Annotated in this window: 21 protein-coding genes and 1 tRNA gene; 14 read left to right on the forward strand and 8 right to left on the reverse strand. The window is 63.6% G+C overall.

Features of this window, described 5'->3' with window-relative positions; genetic code table 11:
* Positions 1 to 176: 176 nt before the first annotated feature.
* Positions 177 to 878: an ATP-dependent Clp protease proteolytic subunit gene (locus KK137_RS01020; protein ID WP_214534092.1), complete on the reverse strand. Its 702-nt coding sequence runs from the start codon at positions 876 to 878 to the stop codon at positions 177 to 179.
* 198 nt (positions 879 to 1,076) lie between these two features.
* Between KK137_RS01020 and KK137_RS01025 the strand changes: the two genes are divergently transcribed.
* Positions 1,077 to 3,200, forward strand: coding sequence for a TonB-dependent receptor plug domain-containing protein (locus tag KK137_RS01025; RefSeq protein ID WP_214534094.1), 2,124 nt, complete (start codon positions 1,077 to 1,079; stop codon positions 3,198 to 3,200).
* Between the two features lie 53 nt (positions 3,201 to 3,253).
* Here KK137_RS01025 and tig read toward each other — a convergent pair whose 3' ends face one another.
* Positions 3,254 to 4,828 carry a trigger factor gene (gene tig / locus KK137_RS01030; protein WP_214534096.1) on the reverse strand — a complete coding sequence of 525 codons (1,575 nt, stop codon included), beginning with the start codon at positions 4,826 to 4,828 and terminating at the stop codon, positions 3,254 to 3,256.
* A 57-nt stretch (positions 4,829 to 4,885) separates the two neighbouring features.
* A tRNA-Leu gene (locus tag KK137_RS01035) sits at positions 4,886 to 4,970 on the reverse strand.
* A gap of 153 nt (positions 4,971 to 5,123) precedes the next feature.
* Between KK137_RS01035 and KK137_RS01040 the strand changes: the two genes are divergently transcribed.
* Both KK137_RS01040 and KK137_RS01045 read left to right on the forward strand, forming a co-directional pair.
* Entirely contained in the window at positions 5,124 to 5,432 is a 309-nt protein-coding gene (locus KK137_RS01040) for a hypothetical protein (protein WP_214534097.1), read from the forward strand.
* Between the two features lie 30 nt (positions 5,433 to 5,462).
* Positions 5,463 to 5,777, forward strand: coding sequence for a DUF3297 family protein (locus KK137_RS01045; RefSeq protein WP_214534099.1), 315 nt, complete (start codon positions 5,463 to 5,465; stop codon positions 5,775 to 5,777).
* On the opposite strand, the gene nhaA is transcribed toward KK137_RS01045, so the two are convergent.
* Positions 5,774 to 6,970 carry a Na+/H+ antiporter NhaA gene (gene nhaA / locus KK137_RS01050; RefSeq protein WP_214534100.1) on the reverse strand — a complete coding sequence of 399 codons (1,197 nt, stop codon included), beginning with the start codon at positions 6,968 to 6,970 and terminating at the stop codon, positions 5,774 to 5,776. The genes KK137_RS01045 and nhaA overlap by 4 nt on opposite strands.
* 132 nt (positions 6,971 to 7,102) lie before the next feature.
* Here nhaA and KK137_RS01055 point away from each other — a divergent pair, with 132 nt between their 5' ends.
* The 5 genes from KK137_RS01055 (at position 7,103) to KK137_RS01075 (ending at position 13,067) form a co-directional block, all read left to right on the forward strand.
* Positions 7,103 to 8,497 carry a glycosyl transferase family protein gene (locus KK137_RS01055; protein ID WP_214534101.1) on the forward strand — a complete coding sequence of 465 codons (1,395 nt, stop codon included), beginning with the start codon at positions 7,103 to 7,105 and terminating at the stop codon, positions 8,495 to 8,497.
* Entirely contained in the window at positions 8,494 to 9,576 is a 1,083-nt protein-coding gene (locus tag KK137_RS01060) for a hypothetical protein (protein WP_214534102.1), read from the forward strand. The genes KK137_RS01055 and KK137_RS01060 overlap by 4 nt, the downstream gene beginning before the upstream one ends.
* 45 nt (positions 9,577 to 9,621) lie before the next feature.
* Complete coding sequence (locus KK137_RS01065; RefSeq protein WP_214534104.1) at positions 9,622 to 10,533, forward strand: sulfite exporter TauE/SafE family protein; 912 nt, start codon at positions 9,622 to 9,624, stop codon at positions 10,531 to 10,533.
* Positions 10,530 to 11,288 (forward strand): TIGR02186 family protein, encoded by a 759-nt coding sequence (locus KK137_RS01070; protein WP_214534106.1) that lies wholly within the window; start codon positions 10,530 to 10,532, stop codon positions 11,286 to 11,288. The genes KK137_RS01065 and KK137_RS01070 overlap by 4 nt, the downstream gene beginning before the upstream one ends.
* Positions 11,289 to 11,363: 75 nt before the next feature.
* Positions 11,364 to 13,067 carry an ATP-binding protein gene (locus KK137_RS01075; RefSeq protein ID WP_250893536.1) on the forward strand — a complete coding sequence of 568 codons (1,704 nt, stop codon included), beginning with the start codon at positions 11,364 to 11,366 and terminating at the stop codon, positions 13,065 to 13,067.
* A gap of 545 nt (positions 13,068 to 13,612) precedes the next feature.
* Here KK137_RS01075 and KK137_RS01080 read toward each other — a convergent pair.
* The 3 genes from KK137_RS01080 to KK137_RS01090 form a co-directional block, all read right to left on the reverse strand.
* Positions 13,613 to 15,286 (reverse strand): dihydroxy-acid dehydratase, encoded by a 1,674-nt coding sequence (locus KK137_RS01080; RefSeq protein ID WP_214534108.1) that lies wholly within the window; start codon positions 15,284 to 15,286, stop codon positions 13,613 to 13,615.
* A 1-nt stretch (position 15,287) separates the two neighbouring features.
* A complete protein-coding gene (locus KK137_RS01085; protein WP_214534109.1) occupies positions 15,288 to 16,727 on the reverse strand; it encodes an MFS transporter in 1,440 nt (479 codons plus the stop codon).
* Positions 16,728 to 16,908: 181 nt separating this feature from the next.
* Complete coding sequence (locus tag KK137_RS01090; protein ID WP_214534111.1) at positions 16,909 to 18,108, reverse strand: LL-diaminopimelate aminotransferase; 1,200 nt, start codon at positions 18,106 to 18,108, stop codon at positions 16,909 to 16,911.
* A 177-nt stretch (positions 18,109 to 18,285) separates the two neighbouring features.
* Between KK137_RS01090 and KK137_RS01095 the strand changes: the two genes are divergently transcribed.
* The 6 genes from KK137_RS01095 to KK137_RS01120 all read left to right on the forward strand — a co-directional run bounded on the left by KK137_RS01095 (position 18,286) and on the right by KK137_RS01120 (position 24,552).
* Positions 18,286 to 20,178, forward strand: a complete 1,893-nt coding sequence (locus KK137_RS01095; protein ID WP_214534113.1) for a PHA/PHB synthase family protein — start codon at positions 18,286 to 18,288, stop codon at positions 20,176 to 20,178.
* A gap of 167 nt (positions 20,179 to 20,345) precedes the next feature.
* Positions 20,346 to 21,149, forward strand: a complete 804-nt coding sequence (locus KK137_RS01100; protein ID WP_214534115.1) for a phasin family protein — start codon at positions 20,346 to 20,348, stop codon at positions 21,147 to 21,149.
* 185 nt (positions 21,150 to 21,334) lie between these two features.
* Positions 21,335 to 21,730: an ATP-dependent Clp protease adapter ClpS gene (gene clpS / locus KK137_RS01105; RefSeq protein ID WP_250893537.1), complete on the forward strand. Its 396-nt coding sequence runs from the start codon at positions 21,335 to 21,337 to the stop codon at positions 21,728 to 21,730.
* A 107-nt stretch (positions 21,731 to 21,837) separates the two neighbouring features.
* Positions 21,838 to 23,088: an LptF/LptG family permease gene (locus tag KK137_RS01110; protein ID WP_214534117.1), complete on the forward strand. Its 1,251-nt coding sequence runs from the start codon at positions 21,838 to 21,840 to the stop codon at positions 23,086 to 23,088.
* Positions 23,078 to 24,178 carry an LPS export ABC transporter permease LptG gene (gene lptG, locus KK137_RS01115; protein ID WP_214534119.1) on the forward strand — a complete coding sequence of 367 codons (1,101 nt, stop codon included), beginning with the start codon at positions 23,078 to 23,080 and terminating at the stop codon, positions 24,176 to 24,178. The genes KK137_RS01110 and lptG overlap by 11 nt, the downstream gene beginning before the upstream one ends.
* A 113-nt stretch (positions 24,179 to 24,291) precedes the next feature.
* Positions 24,292 to 24,552 (forward strand): hypothetical protein, encoded by a 261-nt coding sequence (locus tag KK137_RS01120; protein WP_214534120.1) that lies wholly within the window; start codon positions 24,292 to 24,294, stop codon positions 24,550 to 24,552.
* A gap of 119 nt (positions 24,553 to 24,671) precedes the next feature.
* Here the strand turns inward: KK137_RS01120 and KK137_RS01125 are convergent, their stop codons facing one another.
* Entirely contained in the window at positions 24,672 to 25,799 is a 1,128-nt protein-coding gene (locus KK137_RS01125; RefSeq protein WP_214534122.1) for a fatty acid desaturase family protein, read from the reverse strand.
* Positions 25,800 to 25,900: the final 101 nt, after the last annotated feature.

Here is a 25,900-nt window from a genome sequence, read left to right on the forward strand (position 1 = left end):
GACGTTGCCCCACCAGGGGGGCGTCAGGGAATCGCCTTCGGAATGTAGCTCCGAAGGACGCAATATCAATTCCGTCAACCTTAATTGCCCCGAATTGCTCTAGCCTGAAGGGGCAAGGTTGCCAAATTACTACGAGCCGGGAGCACTTTGGTGCGCGCTCCCGGACGGTGCCCGGACTATTCCGGAGCACCTCCCGTACCACTTTCGACACCGGTTTCTTCATCCTTCGGCCGGTGCGCGAACACCTTGTCGACGATGCCGAACTTCAGCGCTTCCTCGGCTTCGAGGAAGGTGTCGCGATCCAGGGCCTTCTCGATGTCGGTCAGGCTCTGGCCGGTATACTTGACGTAGAGATCGTTCATCCGCCGGCGGATACGCAGGATTTCCCGCGCCTGGATCTCGATGTCCGAGGCCATGCCGCGCGCGCCGCCGCTGGGCTGGTGGACCATGATGCGCGCGTTGGGCAGTGCCACGCGCATGCCCGGCTCACCGGCCGCTAGCAGGAAGCTGCCCATCGAAGCCGCCTGGCCCACGCACACGGTGCGGACCTTTGGCTTGATGTACTGCATGGTGTCGTGGATCGCCATGCCTGCAGTGACCACGCCGCCAGGCGAGTTGATGTACATCGAGATATCCTGCGAATTCTCGCTCTCGAGGAAAAGCAATTGCGCCACGATCAGCGAGGCCATGTTGTCCTCGACCTCGCCGGTCACGAACACGATTCGCTCACGCAAAAGGCGGCTGAAGATATCGAAGCTACGCTCACCGCGGCTGGTGCTTTCGACAACCACGGGCACGAGCGCCCCAGTCGTCGGGTCCACATGGAACTTGCCCTGGGCCCCGTAGGTCCCGCCGCTGCCGCCGAACACGTCGATCATGAAAGTCCTCTCGTCTTGAAACAGGGCCTATGTCGCGTCTCCCCGGCACTAGTTCAAGGCCGTTCGTTGACGATCCCCGCTTCTGAGACGGGGGAGCTGTTCGTCGGACAGGATTGACACTCCGTCGATACCGGCCGCAGTTACCGTGTTGAGGGAGTAAGGCACCTCCAATAATTACAACTGTAGTCGAGGGGCTGGATGAGAGGGTTGGGGTATTCCACCGCAGTCGTGGCGCTATTGGCGTTACCTGTTTCCGCTTGGGGGCAGGATAGCGGCGACAATCCCGCGCCGGTGCCGGTCGAGGAGCCGGCAACCGAAGATCCGGTGGTGGCCGCCGAAGTCCCCGCCGGGGACGCAGCGCGGGCGCAAGTCTTCCTGGCGGCCGATTTCGCACGATTTGCCCCACGCAGCGCTCTCGACATGCTCAACCAGGTGCCTGGCTTCGCCATCGTATCCGAGCAACAGGGGCGCGGTCTCGGGCAAACCCGTGACAACGTGCTCGTCAATGGCGAGCGATTGGCGAGCAAGTCCGAAAGCCTGTTCGACCAACTCCAACGCATCCCGGCCAACCGCGTCGATCGTATCGAGATCGTCGACGGATCGGCCCTCGGTATCCCGGGCCTGTCCGGCCAGGTGGCCAACATTTTCACGCACGGCGGCGGGCTCAGCGGTCGCTTCGAATATAGAGCCACCGCTCGGCCCAAATATGCCGAGCCCGGTTTCGTGGCCGGAGAAGTCTCGCTGAGCGGTTCGACACCGCGCCTGGAATGGAACGTAGCGGCCACACACAACAACGGCCGCGGGGCGGCCGTCGGGCCAGGCTACATCACCGATGCGGACATGAACGTGATCGAAAATCGCGATGTCCGCATCAGGTTCATCGGCGAGTATCCCAAACTCTCCGGGAGCGTGAAGTGGGATGGCCCGGGCACCATGGTCGCCAACTTCAACGCCAACTACAACCGCACCTATACCGACTTTTCGAACGACGAGCTGCGCCATCCTCTGGTTGGCATCGAGTCGTTCCGAGACTTCGACAACAGCAATCGCGGCTGGGGTTACGAACTCGGCGGCGATGTCGATTTCGCCCTCGGACCGGGCAGGCTGAAGCTGATAGGCCTGGACCGCTACAGCGAGAACAAGCTGGAACAGGATTCCATCCTCACGATCGAGGATGACAGTCCGCCGACCGGGAATCGCTTCGCCCTTCAAAGCCAGTCCGGTGAAATCATCGGTCGTGGAGAATATCGCTGGGACATGCTCGGCGGGTCCTGGCAGCTTGATGGAGAAGCCGCCTTCAACCGCCTCGACCAGACCGCCCAGCTCTATGAACTGAGTACGGAAGGGGATTTTGTCGAACTGCCATTCCCGGGGGGATCGGGCGGGGTGACGGAAGACCGTTACGAATCGATCCTCACCCACAACCGCACGCTCGCCAAGGGTCTGACCCTGCAGATCGGTCTGGGCGGCGAGTACTCGAAGCTGGCTCAGACCGGCCCCGGCGGGCTGGTCCGGACGTTCTGGCGGCCCAAGGGTTCGGCCAATCTAGCCTGGACGCCCGAGGACGGATTGGATCTTTCGCTCAAGCTGGCCCGCGTTGTGGGGCAGCTTTCGTTCAGCGACTTCCTCGCGCGCGTCTTCCTGGACCAGGACAATGCCAATGCCGGCAACGCCGAACTGGTGCCGCCGCAAAGCTGGGAACTGGACCTGGAGGTCAAGAAGAACCTCAAGAGGTGGGGCTCGGCCAACATCCGCCTCTATGGCCGATGGTATGAGGATCTGATCGAAATCATTCCGATCGGAAACGGCCTCGAATCCAGTGGAAATATCGACAAGGCCCGGCTCTATGGAATTGCCGCGACCGCGACCATCAACCTTGATCCGATCGGCTGGAAGGGCGCGAAGATCGATTTCAATTCGACCTACGAGACGTCACAGCTCGAAGACCCGCTGACCTTTGAGAAGCGGCCCTTCAGCGGCAACACCGACTTCAGCGGCGAGATAAGCCTGCGGTACGACATGCCGGCCAGCGATTGGGCCTTCGGGGGCGGTTTCAACTGGACGCACGTGCAGCCGTACATCCGCCTGTTCGAGACCGGAAAGGACTACGAGGGGCCGATCTACACTTTCGCGTTCGTCGAGAACAAGGACGTGTTCGGAATGACCGTCAACCTACAGGTCTTCAATGTGACCGACGGTCGAGGGCTGTTCCACCGTACAGTTTGGGGGGGGTATCGCGATCGGTCGCCGATCCTCTTTACCGAACACCATGATCTCAGTGTGCAGCCGATCTTCCGGTTGCAGGTAAAGGGCAGCTTCTGATCGTACTCTCGGCCGTCCCGCCTGGACGGGACGGCCGGGTATGATCAAAGCGCTTACTTCTTGGCCGGGGCCTTCTTGGCGGCCGGCTTCTTGGCAGGAGCTTTTTCAGCCTCAGCCTTCGGGGCAGCCTTCTTGGCGGGGGCCTTTTCAGCAGCAGCCTTAGGTTCGGCCTTCGCCGCCGGAGCCTTCTTGGCAGGCGCCTTTTCTTCCTTGGCCGGCTTCTCGTCAGCCTTGGCTTCGGCCTTCTTGGCCGGGGCCTTCTTGCCGGCGGCCTTCTTCGGAGCCGGGGCCGGTGTGGTGTCTTCGGCCTCGATCGCGGCTTCGAGTTCCTCGCGAGTCACCTGGCGCTCGCTCACTTCAGCCTTGTCGAACAGGAAGTCGACGACCTTGTCCTCGTAGAGCGGGGCGCGGAGCTGGGCCTGCGCCATCGCGTCGCCCCGAACGTACTCGACGAACCGCTCGCGGTCTTCCGGACGATACTGCTGCGCAGCCTGCTGGATCAGCATGCCCATTTCTTGCGCGGTGACCTGGACACCGTTGGCCTGGCCGATTTCCGACAACAGCAGGCCCAGGCGCACGCGACGCTCGGCAATGCGGCGGTAATCTTCCTTGTCGGCTTCGATTTCCTTGAGGCCTTCCGCCGGGTTGTCTTCGCGAGCAACCTCAGCCTGGAGCTGCTGCCAGATCTGGCCGAACTCGGCCTCGACCATGGTCGGCGGCACTTCGAAATCGTGCTCGGCCGCGAGCTTGTCGAGCAGCTGACGCTTCATCTGGGTGCGGGTAAGACCAGCCGTTTCCTGCTCGAGCTGGACCTTCATCAGCTCCTTGAGCTTGTCGAGGCTGTCGAGGCCGAGGGACTTGGCAAAATCCTCGTCGATCTTGGATTCGCCTTCGACCTGGAGCTTCTGCACGGTCACGTCGAACTCGGCCTTCTTGCCCTTGAGCTCGGCAGCCGGATAGTCCTCGGGGAACGTGACTTCGATGGTCTTGGTGTCGCCAGCCTTGAGACCGCCGAGCTGTTCTTCGAAGCCCGGGATGAAGCGTCCCGAACCGATCACCAGCGGCGCGCCTTCGGCCTTGCCGCCTTCGAACTCGACACCGTCGACACGGCCGACGAAATCGATGATCAGCTGGTCGCCTTCGGCCGACTTCTTGGTCTTCGGGGCATCCTTGTAGGTCTTCTGGTTCTCGGCCAGACGGCCGAGCGCTTCGTCGAGCGCTTCGTCCGACACGGGGACGACCAGGCGCTCGAGCGAGAGACCGTCGATCGAGGGCGCTTCGATCTCGGGCAGGACTTCGAGCTCGACCTTGAGCTCTGCATCCTTGCCTTCTTCGTAGCCTTCATCGAGGTCGACCTTCGGCTGCAGCGCCGGGCGGAGCTGCTTTTCGCGCATCAGGGCGTCGATCGATTCGCGGACGCTGGCGTTGAACGCGTCCGAATGCAGAGCGGCGCCGTGCATCTTCTTGATCAGGTTGGCCGGCACCTTGCCCGGGCGGAAGCCGGGCATGCGGACCTGCGGGGCGACCTTCTTCACTTCGGCTTCGATCCGCGCGGCGATTTCCTTCGCCGGGATCTTCACCGTGTAGGCGCGCTTGAGACCTTCATTGGTCGTTTCGACGATCTGCATTCCAAAGCCTTCCAAACACTTGGCGCTACATCCAATCCGGTGCCCCAGCGCCGGAACTGGTGCGGGCGAAGGGACTCGAACCCCCACATCTTGCGATACTGGAACCTAAATCCAGCGCGTCTACCAGTTCCGCCACGCCCGCGGCCCGACGAACTTTGCAGGCTCCCACCTGCGAAATGAAGCAGCGCCCTTAGTAGGGCGCGCTGGAAAGGGCAAGCGGCACGGCAGCCCGAACGCCGAGATGGAACGGCGAGGGGCCGCGGGGCGTTCCACCGTCGACGAAAGGATCCCGCTGATGGACCGCCCTGATTACCCGGAAATCGACCCCAATCCCGCGACGACGCTCGCCAACGACAACGAGGACGGAAGCGCTCCGGGCTCCAAGCCGGCGCACTTCAACCAAGGTCGGTCTGATGGAGGAGACCGCGATTACCCTGGTGAGCAACCGGACGAAGTCGGGCCTGGAAACGACGACAACGGCGTCCCCGAAGGTTCGCCTGACGAAGTTGCGCCCGACCAGGGGGATTCAGTGCATCCCGACAGCTCACCCCTCGAAAGTCCTCCGCAGCCGGACCAGGCTCCCCCTGAAACGCCGCCGGATTGATTTTCCCCGCTGTGGCGCTAAGCGCGCGGGATGACCGAAGAGACCACACCGCAGGCCCCGGCCGAAACGACGTCCGCATCGGACGTGCCGCCCGATCATCTGGCGATCCATCCCTCGAGCCCCCACTTCGACAGCGACAAGCTGATGCGCGGCGTGGGCATCCGTTTCAAGGGCGTCGAGCGCACCAATATCGAGGAGTACTGCATCTCCGAAAGTTGGGTGCGGGTCCAGGCCGGCAAGTCCGTCGACCGCAAGGGCCGTCCGCTGACGATCAAGCTCACCGGCCCGGTGGAAGCCTGGTACCAGGACCTCGGGGACAATCCGCCGGTGGCGAAGAAGGACTAACTCTCCGGATCCGGCTGCTGCGCCCGAGCGAGGCGCAGCACCGCATATCCGAACAGCGCCGAGACCAGTGAGCCGGCCAGCACGCCGAGCTTGGCCTCCTGGATGAGGAGCGGCGACTGGGGAAAGGCCAGGGCCCCGATGAACAGGCTCATCGTGAAGCCTATGCCGCATAGCGCGCTGAGGCCCCAGACCTGAGTCCAGGTGGCTCCGCGAGGACGGGGGGCAAACCCGACCTTCTCGGCGGCAAAGACACTGCCGAAGATGCCCAGTTGCTTGCCGATCACCAAGCCTGCGCCAACAGCGAGTGGCAAGGGCTCGAGAAGGGCATGGAAGCCCAGCTGGAACAGCGGAACTCCGGCATTGGCGAAGCCGAACAGTGGCACCACCAGGTGCGCATTCCAGCCGACCAGCGCATGCTCCATGGTTTCGAGCATGCTATGGCCGTCGCGCGAGCGCATCGGGATGATCAGCGCGGCGACGACCCCGGCGATCGTCGCGTGGACGCCCGAGTGCAGGACGCAGTACCACAGGAGCAGGGAGCAAACGACGAGCGGCGACGCGCGTGGGCTGCCGTAGCGATTGAGGGCGATCATGACCGCCACCACGAACATCGCGGCCAGCAGCCAGGCCATCTTGATCCCGCTGGAATAGAAGAGCGCGATGATGGCGATAGAGCCGATGTCGTCCACGATGGCGACTGTCAGCAGGAACAACCGCAGCGATGGGGGCACGCGGTTGGCGAGCAGGCCGATCACCCCCATGGCGAAGGCAATGTCCGTCGCAGCGGGGATCGCCCAGCCACGGACGAGTTGAGGGTCTCCGCCCGCAATCCACAGATAGATCAGCGCAGGCACCGCCATGCCGGTGGCGGCGGCCCATATCGGCAGCCGGCGCGAGCGCGCGTCCGCGAGATTGCCTACAAGCATCTCCCGCTTCACCTCCAGCCCGACGACGAAGAAGAACACCGCCATCAGTCCGTCGTTGATCCACAGATGCAGAGTGTCGAGCTTGGCAATGGGCGTCCAGGCAAGCTCCGCATGGAAGAAGGTGTCGTAACCTCCGGCCAGCGGCGAGTTCGCGAGAACAATCGCCGCCGCAGCCACGGCTATCAGCAGAATTCCCGCAAAAGCGTCGCTATCGAACAGCGCCTTGAACGGTCGCACGGCGGCGCTGAGGGGCGGTGATTTTGCCATCAGACCCTCCTTCACCAAGCGGGGGTGACAAACAAGGAATTCCTCGATTGCCTTTATTTTCCAGTAAGTTAAATCTGAGAACCGAGGGGGAGGAAAGCAAGAGGGTTTTGGGACCGTTTGGAGGGGCGGCCCGTGACTCATTGGACACTCGAGTGGCTCGCACTCGTCGAATACGAACTGCTGCTCTTTGCCGGCGTGTTCCTGCTGGTCGGCAGCCTGGATGAGTTGGTAGTCGATTTCAGCTGGGCTTGGTTGCGGCTAACCGGCCGCGCCAAAAGCCGCAGGATCGAGCGGCACGAACTCTGCAACCAGGAGCTGATGGGACCGGCCGCGTTGTTCATTCCGGCATGGAATGAAGCGAGCGTCATCGGATTTACGATCGCCCACGCCTTGGCCGCCTGGCCGCAGAAAGGACTGCGTGTCTACGTCGGCTGCTATGCCAACGACCTCCCGACTATCGAAGCCGTCTTGCGGGGCGCTGGCGGGGATCCGAGACTTCGCTTGGTTGTCCGGGACGAGATCGGTCCGACGACAAAGGCCGATTGTCTCAATCGCCTCTACGCCGCGCTCGAAACCGATGAGCGCCGCAGCGGAACACGCTTTCGCCTGATCCTGCTCCAGGACGCGGAGGACATGGTCGATCCTGCCGCCCTGATCCTGATGGATCGTGCAGTGGACGACGTCGAGTTTGTCCAGCTTCCCGTCCTGCCGGAACCCCGGCCGGGTCGCTGGGTCGGCAACCATTACTGCGATGAATTCGCCGAAGCGCATGGCAAGGCCATGGTCGTGCGGGAGGCCATTGGCGCTGCCCTGCCGGGAGCGGGGGTTGGCTGCGGCTTTGCCCGGTCGATGCTGGCCCGGATCGATGCGACTGGCCATGGGACCGGCCCCTTTCCCGTCGATTCCCTGACGGAAGACTACGAGCTGGGCATGACAATCAAGGCGGCCGGAGGACGATCGCAATTCATGCGGGTCCGGGGAGAGGATGGACGCTTGGTGGCGACGAGAGCGTACTTTCCGGCGCGGATCGACAGGGCGGTCATGCAGAAGGCGCGGTGGTTGCACGGCATCGCCTTGCAGGGCTGGGATCGGCTTGGGTGGAGCAGTGGGCCCGGTGAATGGTGGATGCGCGCCCGTGACCGTCGTGGTCCGCTCTCGGCTCTGGTCCTCTTTGCGGGATACGCCCTGCTGGTAGTGGCTGGGATGCTCTGGACCGGCAGGCTGCTCGATCTCGCGCCGCCACCCAGGCCGACGGTGCTGATCACCGCTTTGCTCGCCGCCAACTTCGTCGGTCTGGCCTGGCGGGTGACGATGCGATTTGCCTTCACTGCGCGCGAATACGGGTGGGCCGAAGGGTTACGAGGGATACTGCGAATACCCTTGAGCAACATCATCGCGATCATGGCAGCGAGGCGCGCGGTCAGCGCTTATGCCGAATGGCTCAGGGGTGCCGTGTCCGCGTGGGAGAAGACGGATCACGATGACCATCCGGTTTCGGGTGCGCTGCAAGCGGTTCGAGTCGGATGAACTGCGAGACGGGGCGGCGGGGACAGCCCGCCATGGTGCTTGGCGCCTTGTTTGTCGGATGGCTTGGGATTCGCGCGACCATCCTGCAGTTGCCGCCCGACACGCTGGTCATCGGAATTGGCCTGACTTCTGCGGCTTCTCCCCCAACGTACGCCGTCAAACCCAGCGGTCAGCAACTTGCGAGCGTCGCGCCACCTGCAGCGGCACGGGATGAGATGGGGGGCGAGTCGATCTCGGGTCAAGGTGACCAGACCGGAACCGTTCGGGGAACCTTCTCGGCGCTGTCGCCCGCCCGATTGATCGAACGAGTCATTCCGATGCCGCTCGCCTCGTCCAAGGCCGGCCGCCCCGCTATAGAAAGGGAACTTACGCCTCCCCCAGAGATACCCGCGGCAGCCCCCTATCCGGCCGCGCTGCGGCCAGCAGGTCCCGCCGGCTGGTCGGGTGATGGCTGGCTGCTGTTGCGCCATGATACAATCGCTCCGGTACCTGCGGGCCTGCCCAGCTATGGCCGCAGCCAGGCGGGTGCCCTCCTGCGATATCGTTTTGGGTCTGCGGAATGGGGGAATCCGCAGGCGCACATCCGCGCGAACGCCGCGCTGATCGCACCGCACGGGCAGGAGCTTGCGGCGGGACTCTCCGCACGGGTCCTCCCTCGGGTTCCCGTGAGAGTTGCCCTGGAGGCGCGCGTCGGAGAAACCGATCGGCACACCCGGTTCAGACCGGCTGCGTACGCGGTCACGGAAATTCCTCCAGTCGAGCTGCCATTGAAGGGCCGAGGCGAAGTCTATCTCCAGGGGGGTTACGTTGGTGGAGAGGGCGCAACCGGCTTCGTCGATGGCCAGGTCAGGATCCAGCGGTCGCTGCGAGGTCGCGATGAGGCGGTCTTCACCGCGGGCGTTGGCGCATGGGGCGGAAAGCAGAAGGGCGCCGCTCGTCTCGATTTCGGCCCGACGGCCAGCCACGCCTTTCGCCTCGGACAGACCCAGGCAAGACTTTCCGTCGATTACCGTTTTCGTGTTTCCGGGAAGGCGGAACCGAAAAGTGGGCCGGCCCTGACGCTATCCGCCGGATTCTAGGGCGGCCAACCTTCATTCCGTCGCCCCCATGGGTTAGGTGGCGGCATGGACGTGTACCTGCCCATCGCGAACCTGGCGGTCAACGGACTGGTCATTGTCTTGCTGGGAGCCGGAACGGGCATCCTTTCGGGCATATTCGGCGTGGGTGGCGGGTTCCTGACCACGCCTTTACTCATCTTCTACGGCGTGCCGCCGACAGTGGCGGCCGCCTCGTCCGCGAGCCAGGTGACAGGGGCAAGCGTCTCTGGCGTTTTCGCGCACACGCGCCGGGGCGGGGTGGATTACCAGATCGGAGCGGTGGGCGTTGCCGGCGGGGTGATTGGCGCAACCATCGGAGCCCTGCTGTTCCGCTTTCTAGAATCGCTCGGCCAGATCGATGTCGTCATCAACATCCTCTATGTTCTGATGCTTGGCATGATCGGTGGCCTCATGGGGCGGGAGAGCCTGGAAGCGCTGCGGCAGAGCCGGGGTGCCCGTCCGCGCGCAGCGAAGCGCCGTCATCACCCTCTCGTTGCTGCCCTGCCGATGCGCTGGCGGTTCTATCGCTCGGGCCTCTACATCTCACCCCTGGCGCCTTTGCTCATGGGTGTCGTGGTCGGCATCCTGACCATGCTAATGGGCGTTGGCGGTGGGTTCATTCTCGTCCCGGCCATGCTCTACATCCTCGGCATGAGCGCGAGTGTCGTGGTCGGTACTTCCCTGTTTCAGATCCTGTTCGTGACCATGGCCGCGACCATGATGCATGCCTTGACCACCAAGGCGGTCGACATTGTTCTGGCCGGGCTGCTTCTGTTCGGTTCGGTAACCGGTGCGCAACTCGGCTCGCGCATTGCGCAGCTGGCGAAACCGGAAATCTTGCGCTTGCTGCTGGCGGTGCTCGTGCTGGCCGTCGCCCTTCGCATGGCGTTCGGCCTCGGGGTGCGGCCTGACGAGGTCTTTACGGTGTTGCCGCTATGACTGGTCGCGCGCTCCTGGCCGTCTTGGCCTTCCTCGCGCTCACGGGTCAGCGAGCGCCGATCCTGGTCCCTGACGTCTCGCAACACGAAGTGCGCGTTCGGCAGGGCTTCACCGGCACCAACCTTTTGCTGTTCGGCGCCATTCTGGATGCCGACGGCCGCCGGGCGAGTCAGCCTTACGACATCGTGGTCGTCCTCAAGGGGCCGACGCAACCGATCCTCCTCCGCGAAAAGGGGAAGCGATTTGGCATCTGGATGAATGCCGACAGCACGGCGTTCCGATCGGCGCCGTCGTTTTTCGCCGTGGCGAGTTCCCGGCCCATCGACCAGATCGTCGATGAGCGGACCGCCGCGATCTACGAGCTGGGACTCGATTTCCTGCAGCTTTCACCGACCGGGGCGATCGACCCCGATGAGCAGACGCGCTTCACCGAAGGTCTGGTCGATCTGCGGCGGCGCGAAGGGTTGTACAAGGAAGACCCCAAGGGCGTGACGGTCCGCGACGGCGTCCTCTATCAAGCCCGAATTGCCCTGCCGTCTAACGTCATAACCGGCCGATACACCGCGGAAACCTTTGCCATCGCAGACGGACGGGTGATCGATTCGGCCATCGCCGAAGTGGAAGTCACAAAGCACGGTTTTGAACGCTTCGTGGCCGATCAGGCCGACCAGTCCTCGGTTCTTTACGGGCTGTTTGCGGTGCTTCTGTCGCTTTTCATGGGGTGGCTCGCCGGCCGGGTATTCGCGCTGGTCTGAACTCACGGCCCTTTGACGCGATATTAACTCAAGTTGCTTAATCCGGCGGGACTTGGGGTTAGACGGACGCGCCGCATGAGCGAGATGCCGAAGCAATTCAATACATTCAACCCGGCCGATGAGCCAGGCGCCGTGCCTGTGGCGCCAAGGGCGACGCGGGACGTGGCCGCGGAGAATGCCACCCAGCCTATCGGTGTTGTGATCGAGATCGCGGGTTCAGGCTCCCAGATCGCGATCGACATCGAACGCCTCAATGAATGCATGGACGATGCCGATCCCTCGATCGCGCTGGCGGGACAAGTGGGAAGCCAGGTCAAGATCAAGACCAAGGACGGCTGGCTGCTCGCCAGTGTCCGCAACCAGCGGCAGGATCGCCGCCGCGACGGCGACAGTATCCTCGCGAACATCGATTTCATGGGCGAAGGCAGCGAGGAAAAACTGACCGGCCGCATCCACAGCTTCCGTCGCGGTGTAACGCGTTACCCGACACCGGGCGCGCTGGTTTTTCCCGCGACGACCGAGGACTTGCGCCAGATATATGCTTCGGATGGCCGTAGCTCGATCCAGATCGGCACCGTCTATCCGACCACCGATATCCGCGCCGGCCTTTACGTCGATGCGATGCTCGGCAAGCACTTCGCACTGCTGGGCTCGACCGGCACCGGCAAATCGACAACCGCGGCCCTCATTTTGCATCGGATCTGCGAAAGCGCTCCGCAGGGGCACGTCGTCATGATCGACCCGCACGGGGAGTATGCGGCGGCCTTCCGTAATACCGGCGTCATCTACGACGTCGGCAACCTGCAGATGCCGTACTGGTTGATGAATTTCGAAGAGCACTGCGAGGTCTTCCTGACCACCAGTGGCAGCGAATTCCAGGAAGACGCGGACATCCTGGCCAAGGCCTTGCTCAAGGCGCGAAGCAAAAACCGCCTCGCCGAAACGCTCGGCAAGATCACAGTCGATTCGCCGATACCCTATCTGCTCAGCGACCTGACGAACATCATTCAGGATGAGGCCGGCAAGCTCGACAAGGCTACGTCGAGCGCGCCCTTCATGCGAATCAAGACCAAGATCGAGGAGATCAAGGGCGATCCGCGCTACCAGTTCATGTTCTCCGGCATGCTTGTCGGCGACACCATGGCGGATTTTATCGGCCGCATCTTCCGCATGCCGGGGCAGGGCAAGCCGATCTCGATCATCGACGTGTCGGGCGTACCGTCTGACATCACCTCGACCGTGGTCGCGGTGCTCAGCCGCATGGTATTCGACTTCGCCATATGGGGCCGCGAAGAGAAGACCCGGCCTATCCTTCTCGTCTGCGAGGAAGCCCACCGCTACGTTCCGAACGAGCGCAATGCCGACGGCTCTTCTGTCGGCCGCATTCTCAGCCGTATCGCCAAGGAGGGTCGCAAGTACGGCATCAGCCTCGGCCTCATTACGCAGCGCCCGTCCGACCTTGCCGAAGGTGTGCTGTCACAATGCGGCACGATCCTGTCGATGCGATTGAACAACGATCGGGACCAGGCTTTCGTGAAAGCCGCGATGCCCGAAGGTGCGCGCGGCTTTCTCGATTCCATCCCCGCGTTGCGCAACCGCGAGTGCATCATATGCGGCGAGGGCGTAGCGATTCCGATCCGCGTATCCTTCGACAACCTGGAGGAATCGAAACGACCAGCCTCGGAAGACCCGAGCTTCACGGAGCTGTGGCGCGAGAACGGCGGCGAGGAAGAGCGCGTCGTCCGCACAGTCCAGCGCTGGCGCGCCCAGGGGCGATAGTCTTCTAAATCCTCCCCGAGCTCGTCTCGGGGAGGTGGCGCGCCGGAGGCGCGTGACGGAGGGGCAAGCGGAACAGCGCGAGAGCCCCTCCACCCCCGACTGCGTCGGCGGTCCCCCTCCCCGAGCGAGCTCGGGGAGGATCTGGATGGTATCCCCCTCCCGCTTGCGGGAGGGGAGCAGGCACAGCCAACCACCCGCGGGCGAGTGCGGGCCTAACGCCGGGAAGACCAAAGTCGCGGACGGGCGAAGGCCGGCGCGTCCTGGGCGTCACAGGATTGCCTTGCGCGAGCATGGAGTGCGAACGGCGGCGAGGGCTGCGGCAAACCTCGCTACTCGGCCCTGTCGGATAGGGGGCGCTGGCGGTTAGGGCTCGCAGGTCCCGCCAGCGGTTGTCATCCCCGTATCCTGCGGACACCCTCTGACGATGTCGGAAGGGCGCCGGCCTTGCGCGGGAGAGAGAAGCGAAGCGCTAACCGCTCCCGCACCCGTCGCTGGTGTCAGTGGCATTCTGACGGCGGAGCATATAACCGATATGGTTATAAATGTCAAGCCCGTGGGATCGACCGGTCCTTCGTGGGCAGCAGCACTCCGCCCGTCGACATGGGCCGCACCGCCTCGCGAAAGTTGCTGAGGTATCCGGTAGCGGCGTTTACGTAGCCGGGCCATGCGCGGGCGGCCAACTCCTCGGCCGAAACCTCGATCTCGATCGAGCGCCGGGCGACGCTGATCGCGATTACATCGCCGTCCTGGACCTTGCCGATAGGCCCACCCGTCGCCGCCTCGGGCGCCACTTCGGCCACGGTCAGACCCTTGAGACACAAGCCGGATAGCTGGCCATCGGTCACGAAGGCCGTGGTTTTCGCGAGCCCCGCTGCATCGAGCGCAAATAGCACCAGGCTGGCCGAACCGCCCATGGCAGGGCCGCCCTTAAGGCCCTGATTGCGTGACACGACCACGTCTCCGGGCTGGATCACGCCGTCCGCGATCGCGTCCATGCAGGCGAAGACGTCCTCGAATACGCGAGCAGGTCCCCGGAACTCTTCGGGACGCGAGCCGTCGCGGATGCCCAGGCGGACAACGGCGGTTTCAGCGAAGCTGCCCTTGAGGATGGCGATGGCCGGACCGGGGCCGACCGGGTCGGTCAGGGGCCGGATCACGTCCGGTCCGGGGATTTGGTAGCCCGCCAGGTTCTCGGCCAGGGTCTTGCCCGTGCAGGTGAGTGCCGAGGTCTCGATCCGGCTTTCCAGGCGCTTGAGGGTGGCGCGGGCGCCGCCCGCATCTTCGAACCGCTCGATCCGGATGTCACCCGTCGGCCGCACGGCGGAAAGTACCGGAACGTCGGCCATTTCCTCCCACAGGGCGAATATGTCGATATCGGTTTCGGCCTCGACCGCCGTCGCCTGGAGATGCTTGATGGCGTTGATCGAGCCCGACACTGCCAGAACCGTGGCGATGGCATTGCGGAAGGCGCCTTCGGTGAGGATCTGGCGCGGCTTCAGGTCTTCGTGGACCATCTCCACAATCCGCCTAGCGGCCTCGCGCGCGTTCGCCTGCATCTTGGGGCTGTTGCCGCGCACGGGGGCATGACCGGGCAAGCACATACCGAGCGCTTCGACCACGCAATGCATCGTGTTGGCCGTCGCCATCCCGGCGCAGACGCCGGGCCCCATGATGGCGTTCTCGGCCATGTCGCGAACCGGGAACTTGGGCTTGGCTCCGAATCGTTCGCCGACCGATCCCGACCAGACGTCTTCGACGTCCACCGGTTCACCGTCGATCTCGCCCGAGGGTTGATAGCCGCCGATGACGAGGATCGTCGGAATATTGAGCCGGGCTGCCGCCATCAGGTGGCCCGGTGGCGTCTTGTCGCAGCTCGTCAGACAGATCATCCCGTCGAGCAGGGCGGCTTCGACCTGGACTTCGATATCATTGGCGATGATGTCGCGCCCGGCGAGGATGTAGCTGCCCCGCTTCGCCGCGCCGGTGATGAAGTCCGAGGGGGCCGCCGTGCGGACCTCGAACGGCACACCGCCGGCGGCGCGGATCTCTTCCTTGACGATCTTCGCGATGCCATCGAGGTGGGCATAGCAGATGGCAAGTTCGCTGGAGGAGTTCACTACCGCGATCTTCGGCTTTTCCATGTCCTCTGCGCTCAGGCCGAGTGCCTTCCAGTTGGCACGGCGGCCCGGCGTGTTGGCGGCGAGACTGCGAAGGGTCATCTCAGGCTCCGGCCGTGGCAGGTTCGGCTTCGACCGGTGCTTCGCTAGCTTCTTCGGCCTGCTCCGCGAGCAGACGCCTGGCGAAGACCGACAGCACCAGCAGCCCAATGACAACACCCGCGAGGCACAGCGCGGTGAACAGGTACCCGTCGAGGACCGCCTGCTTGTCGGCGAGGAACATGTACCCACCGAGGATGGGTGCCGCGACCGCCGCGAACTTCGCCATGAAGCTCGCCCAACCACCGCCCGTCGCCCGCACGGCGCTGGGGTAATAGATGCTGGTGATGGAGATCACCGCTGCGTGACCGGCGCCGATCATCACGCTTCCGACCAGGATGACCGGGATGAAGAGCGGACCTCCGATCAGAATGCCGGATCCGATCCACAGCGCGAGCGGGATGCCGAGGAGCGGGGCAATGGCGATCCAGGCCGGGCCGCGCTTTTCAGTGAACCACAACAGGGCCACGCCGCCGATAGCGCCAATCATCCCGCCGATGGAGGCGAGGTTAGCGGCCATCGCTCGCTCGATCCCCAGTTGCTCCATGAACAGCACGCCGAAGCTCGCCTTGAGATAGATCGCGAACGAGGAGAAGAAGTAGGTGAACCAGATCAGCGGCGTGATGAAGGCGAGCGTGCCGCGGAACAGTTCGGCCGACTTGGCCCAGGGCGAAACCTTGCTGCCGATGTCGCGCTCGTCCGACAGGATCACCTCGGTATAGCCGGCATTGGCCAGGCTGGGATCGAAGCGGCTCAGGACCGGAATCACTTCGGACGCGGGCTTGCGCTTTGCGGTCATCCAGCGGGCGGATTCCGGCATGGTGAACAGCAACGCGATGGCGAGCACGGCGGTCGCGGCGCCGCAGAAGAAGAACACGCCTTCCCAGCCGTATTGCGGGGCCAGCCAGTTGGTGACCTGGCCCGCTGCTGCGCCGCCCGCCGAGAAGCCGAGCATGATGATGGTCACCGACAGCGCCTTCTTGCCCGGGGGCATGGACTCGATGTTGATCGACCAGGCCGGTGCCAGGAGACCGCCGATCGCGAGCCCGCCAATCAGGCGCAAGACGATGAGCATTTCGGGAGTGTTGGCGAAGCCGGTCAGGAAAGTCAGGATCGCGCTCAGGATCGTGCACCATATGATGACCTGGCGCCTGCCAATGATGTCGGCGATGTAGGAGCCCATCAGCGAGCCGATCATCTGCCCGAGGAAGGCCGCCGAGCTGACAAAGCCGGTCATCTGGTCGCTGAGCCCCATCTCGTCGCGCAGATAGGGCAAGGTGAAGGAGATCAGGGAGAAGTCGAGCCCGTCGAAGAACGTGACAAGCGAGCAGATGACCAGCAACTGGACGTGGAAACGCGTGAACGGCAGGTCCTTGAGAAACTCGGCCACATCGAGCGTTTTTCCGCGACCCGGAGAAGCGCTCGTGGAAATCCCGTCCGCCATCACAATTCATCCTCTCTGTAACCGCCCGCGACTCTCCGGCCGATCGGTAGCGTGCTATCTATTATGGAGGGGTAACAGCAAAACTCCGCGGCACAACCCGTTGCAGGGCCCCTTTTTCCGTTAACGACGGCGCGACCGAGGGGCAGGCTGGTCCTGCCTCCCCGGTCTTGTCGTGGTACAGTTAGGCTGCCGAGCTGTTGACGCCCATGCTCTGGAGATAGCGCTTCACGTTGCGTGCGGCCTGGCGCAAGCGCTGCTCGTTCTCGACCATGGCGATCCGGACGAAGCCTTCGCCATCCTCGCCATAGCCCACGCCCGGCGCCACGGCGACGTCGGCATGGGTCAGGAGCTGCTTCGAGAATTCGAGACTGCCCATTTCCTTGAGCGCCGGAGGCAGCGGGGCCCAGGCGAACATCGAGGCGGGCGGGGCGGGAATGTCCCATCCCGCGCGGCCGAACGCCTCGACCATCACGTCGCGGCGCTTGTGGTAGAGTTCGCGGTTCTTTTCGACGATGTCCTGCGGGCCGTTGAGGGCGGCGCAGGCGGCGGCCTGGATCGGGGTGAAGGCACCGTAGTCGATGTAGCTCTTCACCCGCGTCAGCGCGGCGATGAGCGTCTTGTTGCCCACCGCGAAGCCGATGCGCCAGCCCGCCATCGAGAATGTCTTCGAGAGGCTGGTGAACTCCACCGCAACGTCCTTCGCGCCCTTGGCCTGGAGGATCGAGGGGGTCGGCTTGCCGTTGTAGTAGAGCTCCGAATAGGCGAGGTCTGAGAGGACCCAAACCTTGTTCGCCTTCGCCCAGTCGACGAGGCGCTGGTAGAACTCCAGATCGACCACTTCGGCCGTCGGGTTTGACGGATAGTTGACGATCAGCACGGTCGGCCGAGGGACCGTGAAGCTCATCGCCTTTTCCAGCGCGTCCCAATAGCGCTCGTCCGGGGTGGTCGGTACCGAGCGGATCGTGGCGCCGGCAATGATGAAGCCGAAGGTGTGGATCGGGTAGCTCGGGTTGGGGGCCAGCACGGTGTCGCCCGGTGCGGTGATCGCGGTGGCGAGGGAGGCCAGGCCTTCCTTTGAGCCGAGCGTGACGACCACTTCGCTTTCGGGATCGACGTCCACGCCCCAACGGCGCTGGTAATAGTTGGCCTGGGCCTTGCGCAGTCCGGGGATGCCCTTCGACTGCGAATAGCCGTGCGCGTCAGGGTTCTGGGCGACCTCGCACAGCTTGTCGATCACATGCTGGGGAGGGGGCAGGTCGGGGTTGCCCATGCCGAGGTCGATGATATCCCTGCCGCTTGCGCGTGCTGCTGCCCGCATCGCATTGACTTCGGCGATGACATAGGGCGGCAGTCGCTTGATGCGGTAGAAATCGGTTTCCATGACCTCGTTTATCCATTGGTTTTTGACGAAACGCCGCGGCCATCAGGCACGCGGCGCTGCAATATTGGCGGAATAGGACACTCAGCGCAATCGCGATGGCGAGGCCAGCGCGCATTCTTGACCAAGGGTCCGTCAGGGCCTTTCCAATCGAAAGGTCTGCGTCCTATGACCGTCACCATGGCTCAATCCGACGATTCCGTCCCATCGGCCGGCGACATGTTCACCGAAATGCTCCGCATCCAGGGGGAGACGGCCCGGCAGATGATGCAGGCCTTCCTGCCCGAGGCGGCCGGGGCGTTGCCGGAGGACAGCGAGATTCGCGATTGGGGCGAGGCGGCACAGAAATTGCAGGCTATGTGGCTGCAATTTCACGAACAGCAGGTCAACAGCGCCCTGGGGGCAGAGATGCCGGTGCCGCTGTTCGTCGATCCCGCCGAATGGATGGGGTTGATGCAGGGCTGGTACCAGCAGATGCCGATGCTCGACCCCCGGCGACAGGAGAAGCTGTTTCTCGACGGAATGGCGTTGTGGGAAGACGTGCTGGCCCAGTACGGGCTTGGGCCGCGGAGCGACGGTCAGGCCTCTGCGGAGCCGCACCTTCCCCGCGCGGACAAGCGCTTCGCCGACGAGGCCTGGCGCGAACAGCCGGTCTTCGCGCTGATACACCAGACCTACCTGCTTCTCGCCGAGCGAGTTCTGGAAGCCGTCGATGCCGTCGAAGGCCTGTCGGATCAGGAGCGCGAGCAACTGCGCTTCGCCACCCGCAGCGTGCTCGACGCGATGAGCCCGTCGAACTTCCCGCTGATGAACCCGGTCGTGCTCGAACGTACGATCGAGACCCATGGCCAGAATCTCACGAAAGGCATGGAGCGCCTCGCCCGCGACCTGGAGCGCGGCCAGCTGACCCATACGGACGGCAGCCAGTTCCGCCTGGGCGAGAATATCGCCTGTACCCCCGGCAAGGTCGTCCACGAATCCGAACTGTTTCAGTTGATTCAGTATTCACCCGCGACCGAGGAGGTGCTGGCCGTGCCGCTGGTGATCTTCCCGCCGTGGATCAACCGCTTCTACATCCTCGACCTCAACCCGAAGAAGAGCTTCGTCAAATGGGCGGTAGAGCGGGGACTGACCGTGTTCATGGTCAGCTGGCGCTCCGCCGACGAAAGCCTCGCGAACGTCACTTGGGACGATTACGTCCGCGCGCAGATCGAGGCGATCGACGTAATCCGCGAGCGTCTCGATGTGCCCTCCGTTCACGCGATCGGCTATTGCGTGGCTGGGACGACACTCGCGGCGACTCTCGCGATCCTCGCCCAGCGCGGGCAGGCGGACAAAGTGGCGAGCGCGACGTTCCTCACTGCGCAAGTCGATTTCGAGCGCGCGGGCGACCTCAAGCTCTTCGTCGACGACACCCAGCTCGATCTGATCCGCCAGGCGAGCCAGGGCGGCTATCTCGACGGGCGCTATATGGCCGCGACTTTCAACCTGCTGCGCGGCACCGACCTCATCTGGAACTACGTGGTCAACCACTACCTGTTGGGGGAGGACTATCCCGCCTTCGATTTGCTCTACTGGAACGGCGACGTAACCAACTTGCCGGCCAAGTGGCACGAGGCCTACCTGCGCGATTGTTATCGCGATAACCTACTGGTTGAACCAGGGGCGCTTGAGGCCGATGGGAATCCGATCGACCTCAGACTGATCAAAACGCCCGCTTACGTTCAGGCGGGGCGCGAGGATCACATTGCTCCGCCGGAGAGCGTCTTCCGAATGCTCGGCCATCTCTCCGGCCCGGTGCGTTTCGTGCTGGCAGGGAGCGGACATATCGCGGGCGTGGTCAATCCGCCGTCGGCCGGAAAGTACCAGTATTGGACTGGCGACCTCGCGAGCTCTCTCGACGCGTTCGTGAAGGGCGCGACAGAACATCCCGGTAGCTGGTGGACCGACTGGCTCGACTGGCTAGAGCAGCAGGGCCAGGCAAAGGTCCCGGCTAAGGGCAAGCGCGCGCCTGGGGGGAAGGGCGACAGGGTGATCGAGGACGCGCCCGGAAGATACGTGACGCAGCGTTAGAGCAATTCCTCTCCGAGCTTGCTGGGGGAGGATCTCGTTGTCTCCCGCCGAACCGCCCAAAATGTCATCATTGTGCAATGCACAAAAGCCCATTGACACTACTCGTGCCGACACCTATTTGTGCAATGCAGCAATCAAATGCCGCACTTGCGTAGCGAGGAAAACGAATGGCCGACTCCCCCGACGAAGCCGCCAAGAGCGCCGAGGAAGCCTATGCGGCCGCGGCCGCTGAGGCGAAGGCGGTCGAAGAGGTGAAGGCCCCGGTTGAGCCGGCTCCCAAGCCAGCCCCACAGCCGGTCGAAAGCAAGACGGTGGAAGCGAAAGTCGTCGCTACCCCGAAGAAACCGGTCCCGGCCAAACCGGCCAGCGTCCCGGTAAAGATCAAGAAGACCGCTCCAAAGCGGCTGACAGCAGATGCAAAGGCCAAGGCGGCAAAGCGCGCGGTGCGCGTCGCCAAGGCAGCGGCCGCTCCGGCGCCCGTGAAGGTTCTCAACCCGAAACCAACAGTTACGGAATTGAAGGAAAAAATCATGGCGACTGCCAAGACCACCGACTTTAGCAAGCCGTTCGCCGACGCTTTCGGCGAGATTCAGACTCGTGCCCAGGCCGCTTACGACAAGAGTAGCGAAGCCGTCGCCGAGCTGAGCGAGTTCACCAAGGGTAACGTCGAGGCGATCGTGGAAAGCTCGAAGATCCTCGCCACCGGAGCCCAGAGCCTCGGCAAGTCCTATGTCGAGGAAGCCAAGTCGGCCTACGAAACCGCTACTGCGGACGTAAAGGAGCTGGCCGCGGTCAAGAGCCCGACTGAGCTGTTCCAGCTGCAGAGCAAGATCCTCCGCCGCAACTTCGAAGCGCTGGTCGCGACTGGCTCGAAGAACACCGAAGCAGTGCTCAAGCTTTCCAAGGATACTTTCGCTCCGCTCTCCGGACGCGTGAACCTGGCTGCCGAAAAGCTCGCCAAGGTCGCCTGAGCGAAGAACTAGTCGCCGCGCTCTCCTCTCCCCGCGGCGAGACGACGGACCGGGTGACGCAAGTCATCCGGTCCGTTTCGTTTCTGGCGCCCTTCCTGGTCCTTCGCATACCCGCGCGGACCTCAATGACGCGAATTTGCCCTCACATCTTGCAGGGTTGGCGCGCGATACGATATTGCAGCCTTATGCACCGGACTCGTCAGACATTCTCCCTTCAAGGGCCGCCCCCGCGCGAAATCGTGCGTGCCGCTGGCCAGGACGACGATCCGTTCGGGGGCAATGGGGACGGGCAAATCGGGGTCGCCACGCGCACGCGCGCCAAGTCGAAGAAGCCCAGCCAGTACAAGGTGCTGATGTTGAACGACGATTACACTCCGATGGAATTCGTCGTGATGGTGCTCAAGCGCTTCTTCCGCATGGATCTGGAACAGGCCACGCGCGTCATGCTCCACGTCCACCAGCGGGGCGTCGGCGTATGCGGGGTGTATCCTTACGAAGTGGCCGAGACCAAGGTGACGCAGGTCATGGATTTCGCCCGACAGAACCAGCATCCGCTCCAGTGTACGCTGGAAAAGGCCTAGCTTGTGACCGGTGGCCCGCCTGCCGGAGAAAATAACGGACATGACCTGAGGCGAACACCGGGTTATAGGCCGCCCGAACTTCCGCCTCAAAAGCGATTGCCCCCAGGTTGACCTTCTTCACCGCGATCGACCGATACGTATTCCGGCTGGTGCTCATGCCGATGATTGGCGTGTTCCTGCTCGCCGCGTCGCTGCTCATGCTCGAGAAGATGCTGCGGCTGATGGAATTCGTGTCCAGCGAAGGCGGCCCGGTGCGGGTCGTGTTCAAGATGCTGGTCAACCTGATTCCCGAATACGCCGGCCTGGCGATTCCACTTGGGCTCATGCTCGGTATCCTGTTCGCCTTCCGCAAGCTCGCCACGACGAGCGAACTCGACGTGCTTCGCGCCGTGGGTTGGAGCTACACCCGGCTGCTGCGCGTACCCTATGTGATCACTCTACTGCTGATGGCGGTCAATTTCGCCATCGTCGGCTACCTGCAGCCTTTGGCTCGCTACAGCTACGCGCAGATGGAATTCGAACTTCGTTCGGGCGCTCTCGGTGCGGCGATCAAGGTGGGTGAGTTCACTGCGATCGAAGATCGCGTGGCGCTGCGCATAGAGGAAAGCCGCGACGACGGGCGCCGGTTGATGGGGATCTTCGCGCGCGTCGCTGACGACAAGGGGCAGGTCCTGTCGATCTCGGCGCGGGAAGGGCGCTTTCTCGCCAACCGCGAGAACCGCAACACGATCATCTTCCGGTTGGAGGACGGCACGATCGTGCAGGACATTCCGGGGAAGTCACCCCGCGTGCTCAGCTTCACCCAGCACGACCTGCCGATAGACTTGCCGGCGATCGAACGCTTCCGCGCGCGCGGAGACGAGAACCGTGAATATCTCCTTCCCGAACTCATGCACATCGGGTGGAGCGATCAGTCGACCTCTGTTCAGCGGGCCGGCGGTCAGGCCAATTTCAACTACCGTCTGGTCGAAGTGATCATGATGCTGATGCTCCCGCTGATGGCGGTGGCACTGGCGATTCCGCCCAAGCGCTCGACTTCGGCTCTCGGCGTGTTCGTGTCGATCGTGCTGGTCGTCGCGTATCACAAGGTCAACCAGTACGGCGCCTCGGTGGCCGAGCTGGGCCGGATCAACCCTTTGCTCGCCCTATGGGGACCCTTCGTGCTGTTCGCGGCGCTGATCGGGTGGATGTACTACCGCGTCGCCTTTGTACCCGGCGGCCAGGCCATCGGGGCTCTGGAATCGGCCTATGCCAAGCTGGTGAGGCGCATTACCGACCTGCTGAAACGGCGTGAACGCTTGCGCGAGGCGCGCGAGCAGGCGGCGGCGCATGGCGAGGAGCCAGCGCGTGCAGTTTGACTTTTTCCCGTCGAAGACCCTCACCTGGTATCTCGGCAAGACCTTCCTCATTCGCATCCTGGCCGTGCTGATCATGCTCGTGCTGGTCCTGATGATGCTCGACCTGCTCAGCAATACAGCCAAGATACTGGCCTATGAGGGCAACGGTCAGGCGGAGGTCCTGAAATACGTCGGCCTGCGGGTGCCTCAGCTAATCGCTCGGTTCCTGCCTTATTCGGTCCTACTGGCGACGATCCTCACGCTCGCGACCTTCAACCAGAACAGCGAAGTCATCGCCATGAAGGCGGCCGGCCTTTCGGCGCACCAGATCCTTGCGCCGCTGATCCTCGTAGCCCTCGGCATCGCCATAATCTCGTTCGGGTTCAACGAGCGGGTGGTGACGCGGGCAAGCGCGACGCTCACGGCCTGGGAAGCCAACGACTATGGTCCGGTGCCCGACGATCCGACGCTGCGGGCGAACATCTACCTGAACGACGGCAATGACGTCCTGATGGCTTCGACGATAAGCGGCACCGGGAAGAACATCGTCATGCAAGGCGTCTCGTTCTACGAACGCGACGACTCCGGAATGATCGTGCGGCAATTTCGCGCGCCCGTCGCCCGGTTTGCCGATCCCGGTTGGCGGCTGGAGAACGCGCGCCAGTTCGACGTGGCCACAGCCGAAGTCCGAAACCTTGCGGAACCCGTGATCGTCGGACCGGGCATTACCCTCACTCAGATAGCCTTGCGCAAGGTCGATCCCGACGCCGAGTCGGTCGGTGAGCTCAGACGCTCCATCCAGGCGCTCGACAGCGCGGGGCGGCGAACGGCCGAACTGCGGGGCAAATGGTGGCACAAGTTCTCCGGCCCGCTGTCGGCAGTCTTGATGCCCCTGCTCGGTGCCGTGGCCGGATTCGGGCTCGCCCGTTCGGGTCACCTGCTGGCGCGTGCCATAATTGGCATGTCGCTTGGGTTCGCCTTCTTTGTGGTCGATAATGCGGCGCTGGCCATGGGCAGTTTTGGCGGCTATCCGCCGCTTCTCGCGGCCTGGGCTCCGTTCGTGCTGTTCTTCCTCCTGGGGGAAACAGTGCTGATCCGAACAGAGGAATAGAGCGGCCCCTGCCTCACTCGCCGCTTGCACTGCCACATTTTTGCCATTATTTGAGGCGCCGCTCGCGCGCTGCGAGTTTCTGTGGGGCCTGTCCCCCTCTAGGAGAAACTGAGATGAAGAAGATTGCTCTGGCTGCCTTCTCGGCCACCGCCCTGCTCGCCCTGTCGGCTTGCGGCGACAGCTCGGCCCCGACCGAAGAAGCCACCACCGAAGCGACCGACGCTGCCGCTGTTGAGCCGGTTGCGACCGACACCGCCGCTGTTGACGCTGCCGCTGCTGAGGCGACCGACGCCGCTGCTGCCGCGACCGACGCTGCTGCTGCCGCGACCGACGCTGCTGCTGCTGCTACTGACGCGGCCGCTGCTGCTAAGTAATTAGCTTTCGCTTAGGCTGGCGGGTAACCCCGGCCTTACGCGAAAAGAGGGGCGCGCAAGCTTGGCTTGCGCGCCCTTTCTTTTTTGGCTGCGGGTGGAGCGGCCGGCGTGCGGGGTGATCAGGCGGCTTCGGCCCGCTTGGGCGCACGTCGATCGCTGCCCCTGACCATAGTGCTGCGGGCAATACGAGCTACCAGCACGAACAGACCCGGATGATTGGCCTCCGCGTAGGTAGATGTCGCGCCAAGCCGCTCGTTCAGCCGTCGGTGGGCCTCGGCCAGCGAATGGTAGGGCAAGCTCGGAAGCAGGTGGTGCAACGCGTGATAGCGAAGTCCCACGGGCGCCCAGAGCACGGCGAGAGGAGAGGGGGGCGGGACGTTTACCGAGTCGAGGTACTGGGCGGTCACGCTCATCGGTTCCCCTTCGTTCTCCCACAAGTGCGCCACCAGGGTGCGCAACTGGTTGAGCACGGCAACGCCCGAAAGCACGACGAGTGCGATGGCGAGCGGCCGCCAGCCGAAGGCGAAGACGCTGGCGATCAGCGCGATGGCCCAGATCGAGGCGCCAAGCTCTTGCCAGAACACCTGCCGCGCGAACTCTCCTTCAGCGGGGCGGCGGCGGAAGTCGGGGTTGATCGAAAGCGCGGAGAACTTCTCCCACACCAGCTTGCGCAGGGGCGGGATGACAACGCCCAACGGCACCAAAATCGCCGAGCGGATCAGGAACGCCAGGGGTGCCAACAGCGCGACGAGGATGAACAGCGGCAGCGACCAGGGCTTCATCAGCGCCAGGGGAAGGTACTCCGGATCCTCCGCCGTGCCGTAGCGAGTGCGCGCGTGATGCAGCGTATGGACGTTTTCGTACATCAGCGAGGGCGTGAGCAGCGGAATCCCGACTATCAGGTTCCACACCAGCCTGAAGCCGGGCAGCGCGTTCCGGTGGATGTGAGTCAATTCGTGGATGAACAGCAAGGCACGATAGAGCGCGAGTACGGAGACAATGCCCGAAGCGATTGCCAGCACGGCGTTGTCGATCAGGATCGCGCCGGCCAGCGCGGCATAGCCGACCGCAGCCGAAATCAACATGTCCGGCCAGTAGATATCCGGCCGCGCCGTGCCGATGTCGCGCGTCACTTCCGCCGCGGTGCGCAGCATTGCCATGTCGTCAGCCTTGCCGGCCGTCTTGGCGCGAGCAGAAGCCTGAGATGCAGTGTCACCGAGGACGGTCGTTGAGTCATGGGCAGTCATGCAAATTTTCCAAAATCAGGCGTCCGCCTGGCAATTGCGCAGGCAAGTTGCCGCAGTGCGGCTTTCTTCAGGGGTCCGGCTTGACAAGCCATAGACACCAT

Origin of the sequence: Croceibacterium selenioxidans (genome assembly GCF_018599195.1) — a bacterium.
Taxonomy (GTDB): Bacteria; Pseudomonadota; Alphaproteobacteria; order Sphingomonadales; family Sphingomonadaceae; genus Croceibacterium_A; species Croceibacterium_A selenioxidans.

What these genes read in the sequence shown, in the direction of transcription:
- KK137_RS01020 (WP_214534092.1), bottom strand. Translation starts at nt 878, where the DNA reads ATGATCGACGTGTTCGGCGGCAGCGGCGGGACCTACGGGGCCCAGGGC.
- KK137_RS01025 (WP_214534094.1), top strand. Translation starts at nt 1,077, where the DNA reads ATGAGAGGGTTGGGGTATTCCACCGCAGTCGTGGCGCTATTGGCGTTA.
- tig (WP_214534096.1), bottom strand. Translation starts at nt 4,828, where the DNA reads ATGCAGATCGTCGAAACGACCAATGAAGGTCTCAAGCGCGCCTACACG.
- KK137_RS01040 (WP_214534097.1), top strand. Translation starts at nt 5,124, where the DNA reads ATGGACCGCCCTGATTACCCGGAAATCGACCCCAATCCCGCGACGACG.
- KK137_RS01045 (WP_214534099.1), top strand. Translation starts at nt 5,463, where the DNA reads ATGACCGAAGAGACCACACCGCAGGCCCCGGCCGAAACGACGTCCGCA.
- nhaA (WP_214534100.1), bottom strand. Translation starts at nt 6,970, where the DNA reads ATGGCAAAATCACCGCCCCTCAGCGCCGCCGTGCGACCGTTCAAGGCG.
- KK137_RS01060 (WP_214534102.1), top strand. Translation starts at nt 8,494, where the DNA reads ATGAACTGCGAGACGGGGCGGCGGGGACAGCCCGCCATGGTGCTTGGC.
- KK137_RS01065 (WP_214534104.1), top strand. Translation starts at nt 9,622, where the DNA reads ATGGACGTGTACCTGCCCATCGCGAACCTGGCGGTCAACGGACTGGTC.
- KK137_RS01070 (WP_214534106.1), top strand. Translation starts at nt 10,530, where the DNA reads ATGACTGGTCGCGCGCTCCTGGCCGTCTTGGCCTTCCTCGCGCTCACG.
- KK137_RS01075 (WP_250893536.1), top strand. Translation starts at nt 11,364, where the DNA reads ATGAGCGAGATGCCGAAGCAATTCAATACATTCAACCCGGCCGATGAG.
- KK137_RS01080 (WP_214534108.1), bottom strand. Translation starts at nt 15,286, where the DNA reads ATGACCCTTCGCAGTCTCGCCGCCAACACGCCGGGCCGCCGTGCCAAC.
- KK137_RS01085 (WP_214534109.1), bottom strand. Translation starts at nt 16,727, where the DNA reads ATGGCGGACGGGATTTCCACGAGCGCTTCTCCGGGTCGCGGAAAAACG.
- KK137_RS01090 (WP_214534111.1), bottom strand. Translation starts at nt 18,108, where the DNA reads ATGGAAACCGATTTCTACCGCATCAAGCGACTGCCGCCCTATGTCATC.
- KK137_RS01095 (WP_214534113.1), top strand. Translation starts at nt 18,286, where the DNA reads ATGGCTCAATCCGACGATTCCGTCCCATCGGCCGGCGACATGTTCACC.
- KK137_RS01100 (WP_214534115.1), top strand. Translation starts at nt 20,346, where the DNA reads ATGGCCGACTCCCCCGACGAAGCCGCCAAGAGCGCCGAGGAAGCCTAT.
- clpS (WP_250893537.1), top strand. Translation starts at nt 21,335, where the DNA reads ATGCACCGGACTCGTCAGACATTCTCCCTTCAAGGGCCGCCCCCGCGC.
- KK137_RS01120 (WP_214534120.1), top strand. Translation starts at nt 24,292, where the DNA reads ATGAAGAAGATTGCTCTGGCTGCCTTCTCGGCCACCGCCCTGCTCGCC.
- KK137_RS01125 (WP_214534122.1), bottom strand. Translation starts at nt 25,799, where the DNA reads ATGACTGCCCATGACTCAACGACCGTCCTCGGTGACACTGCATCTCAG.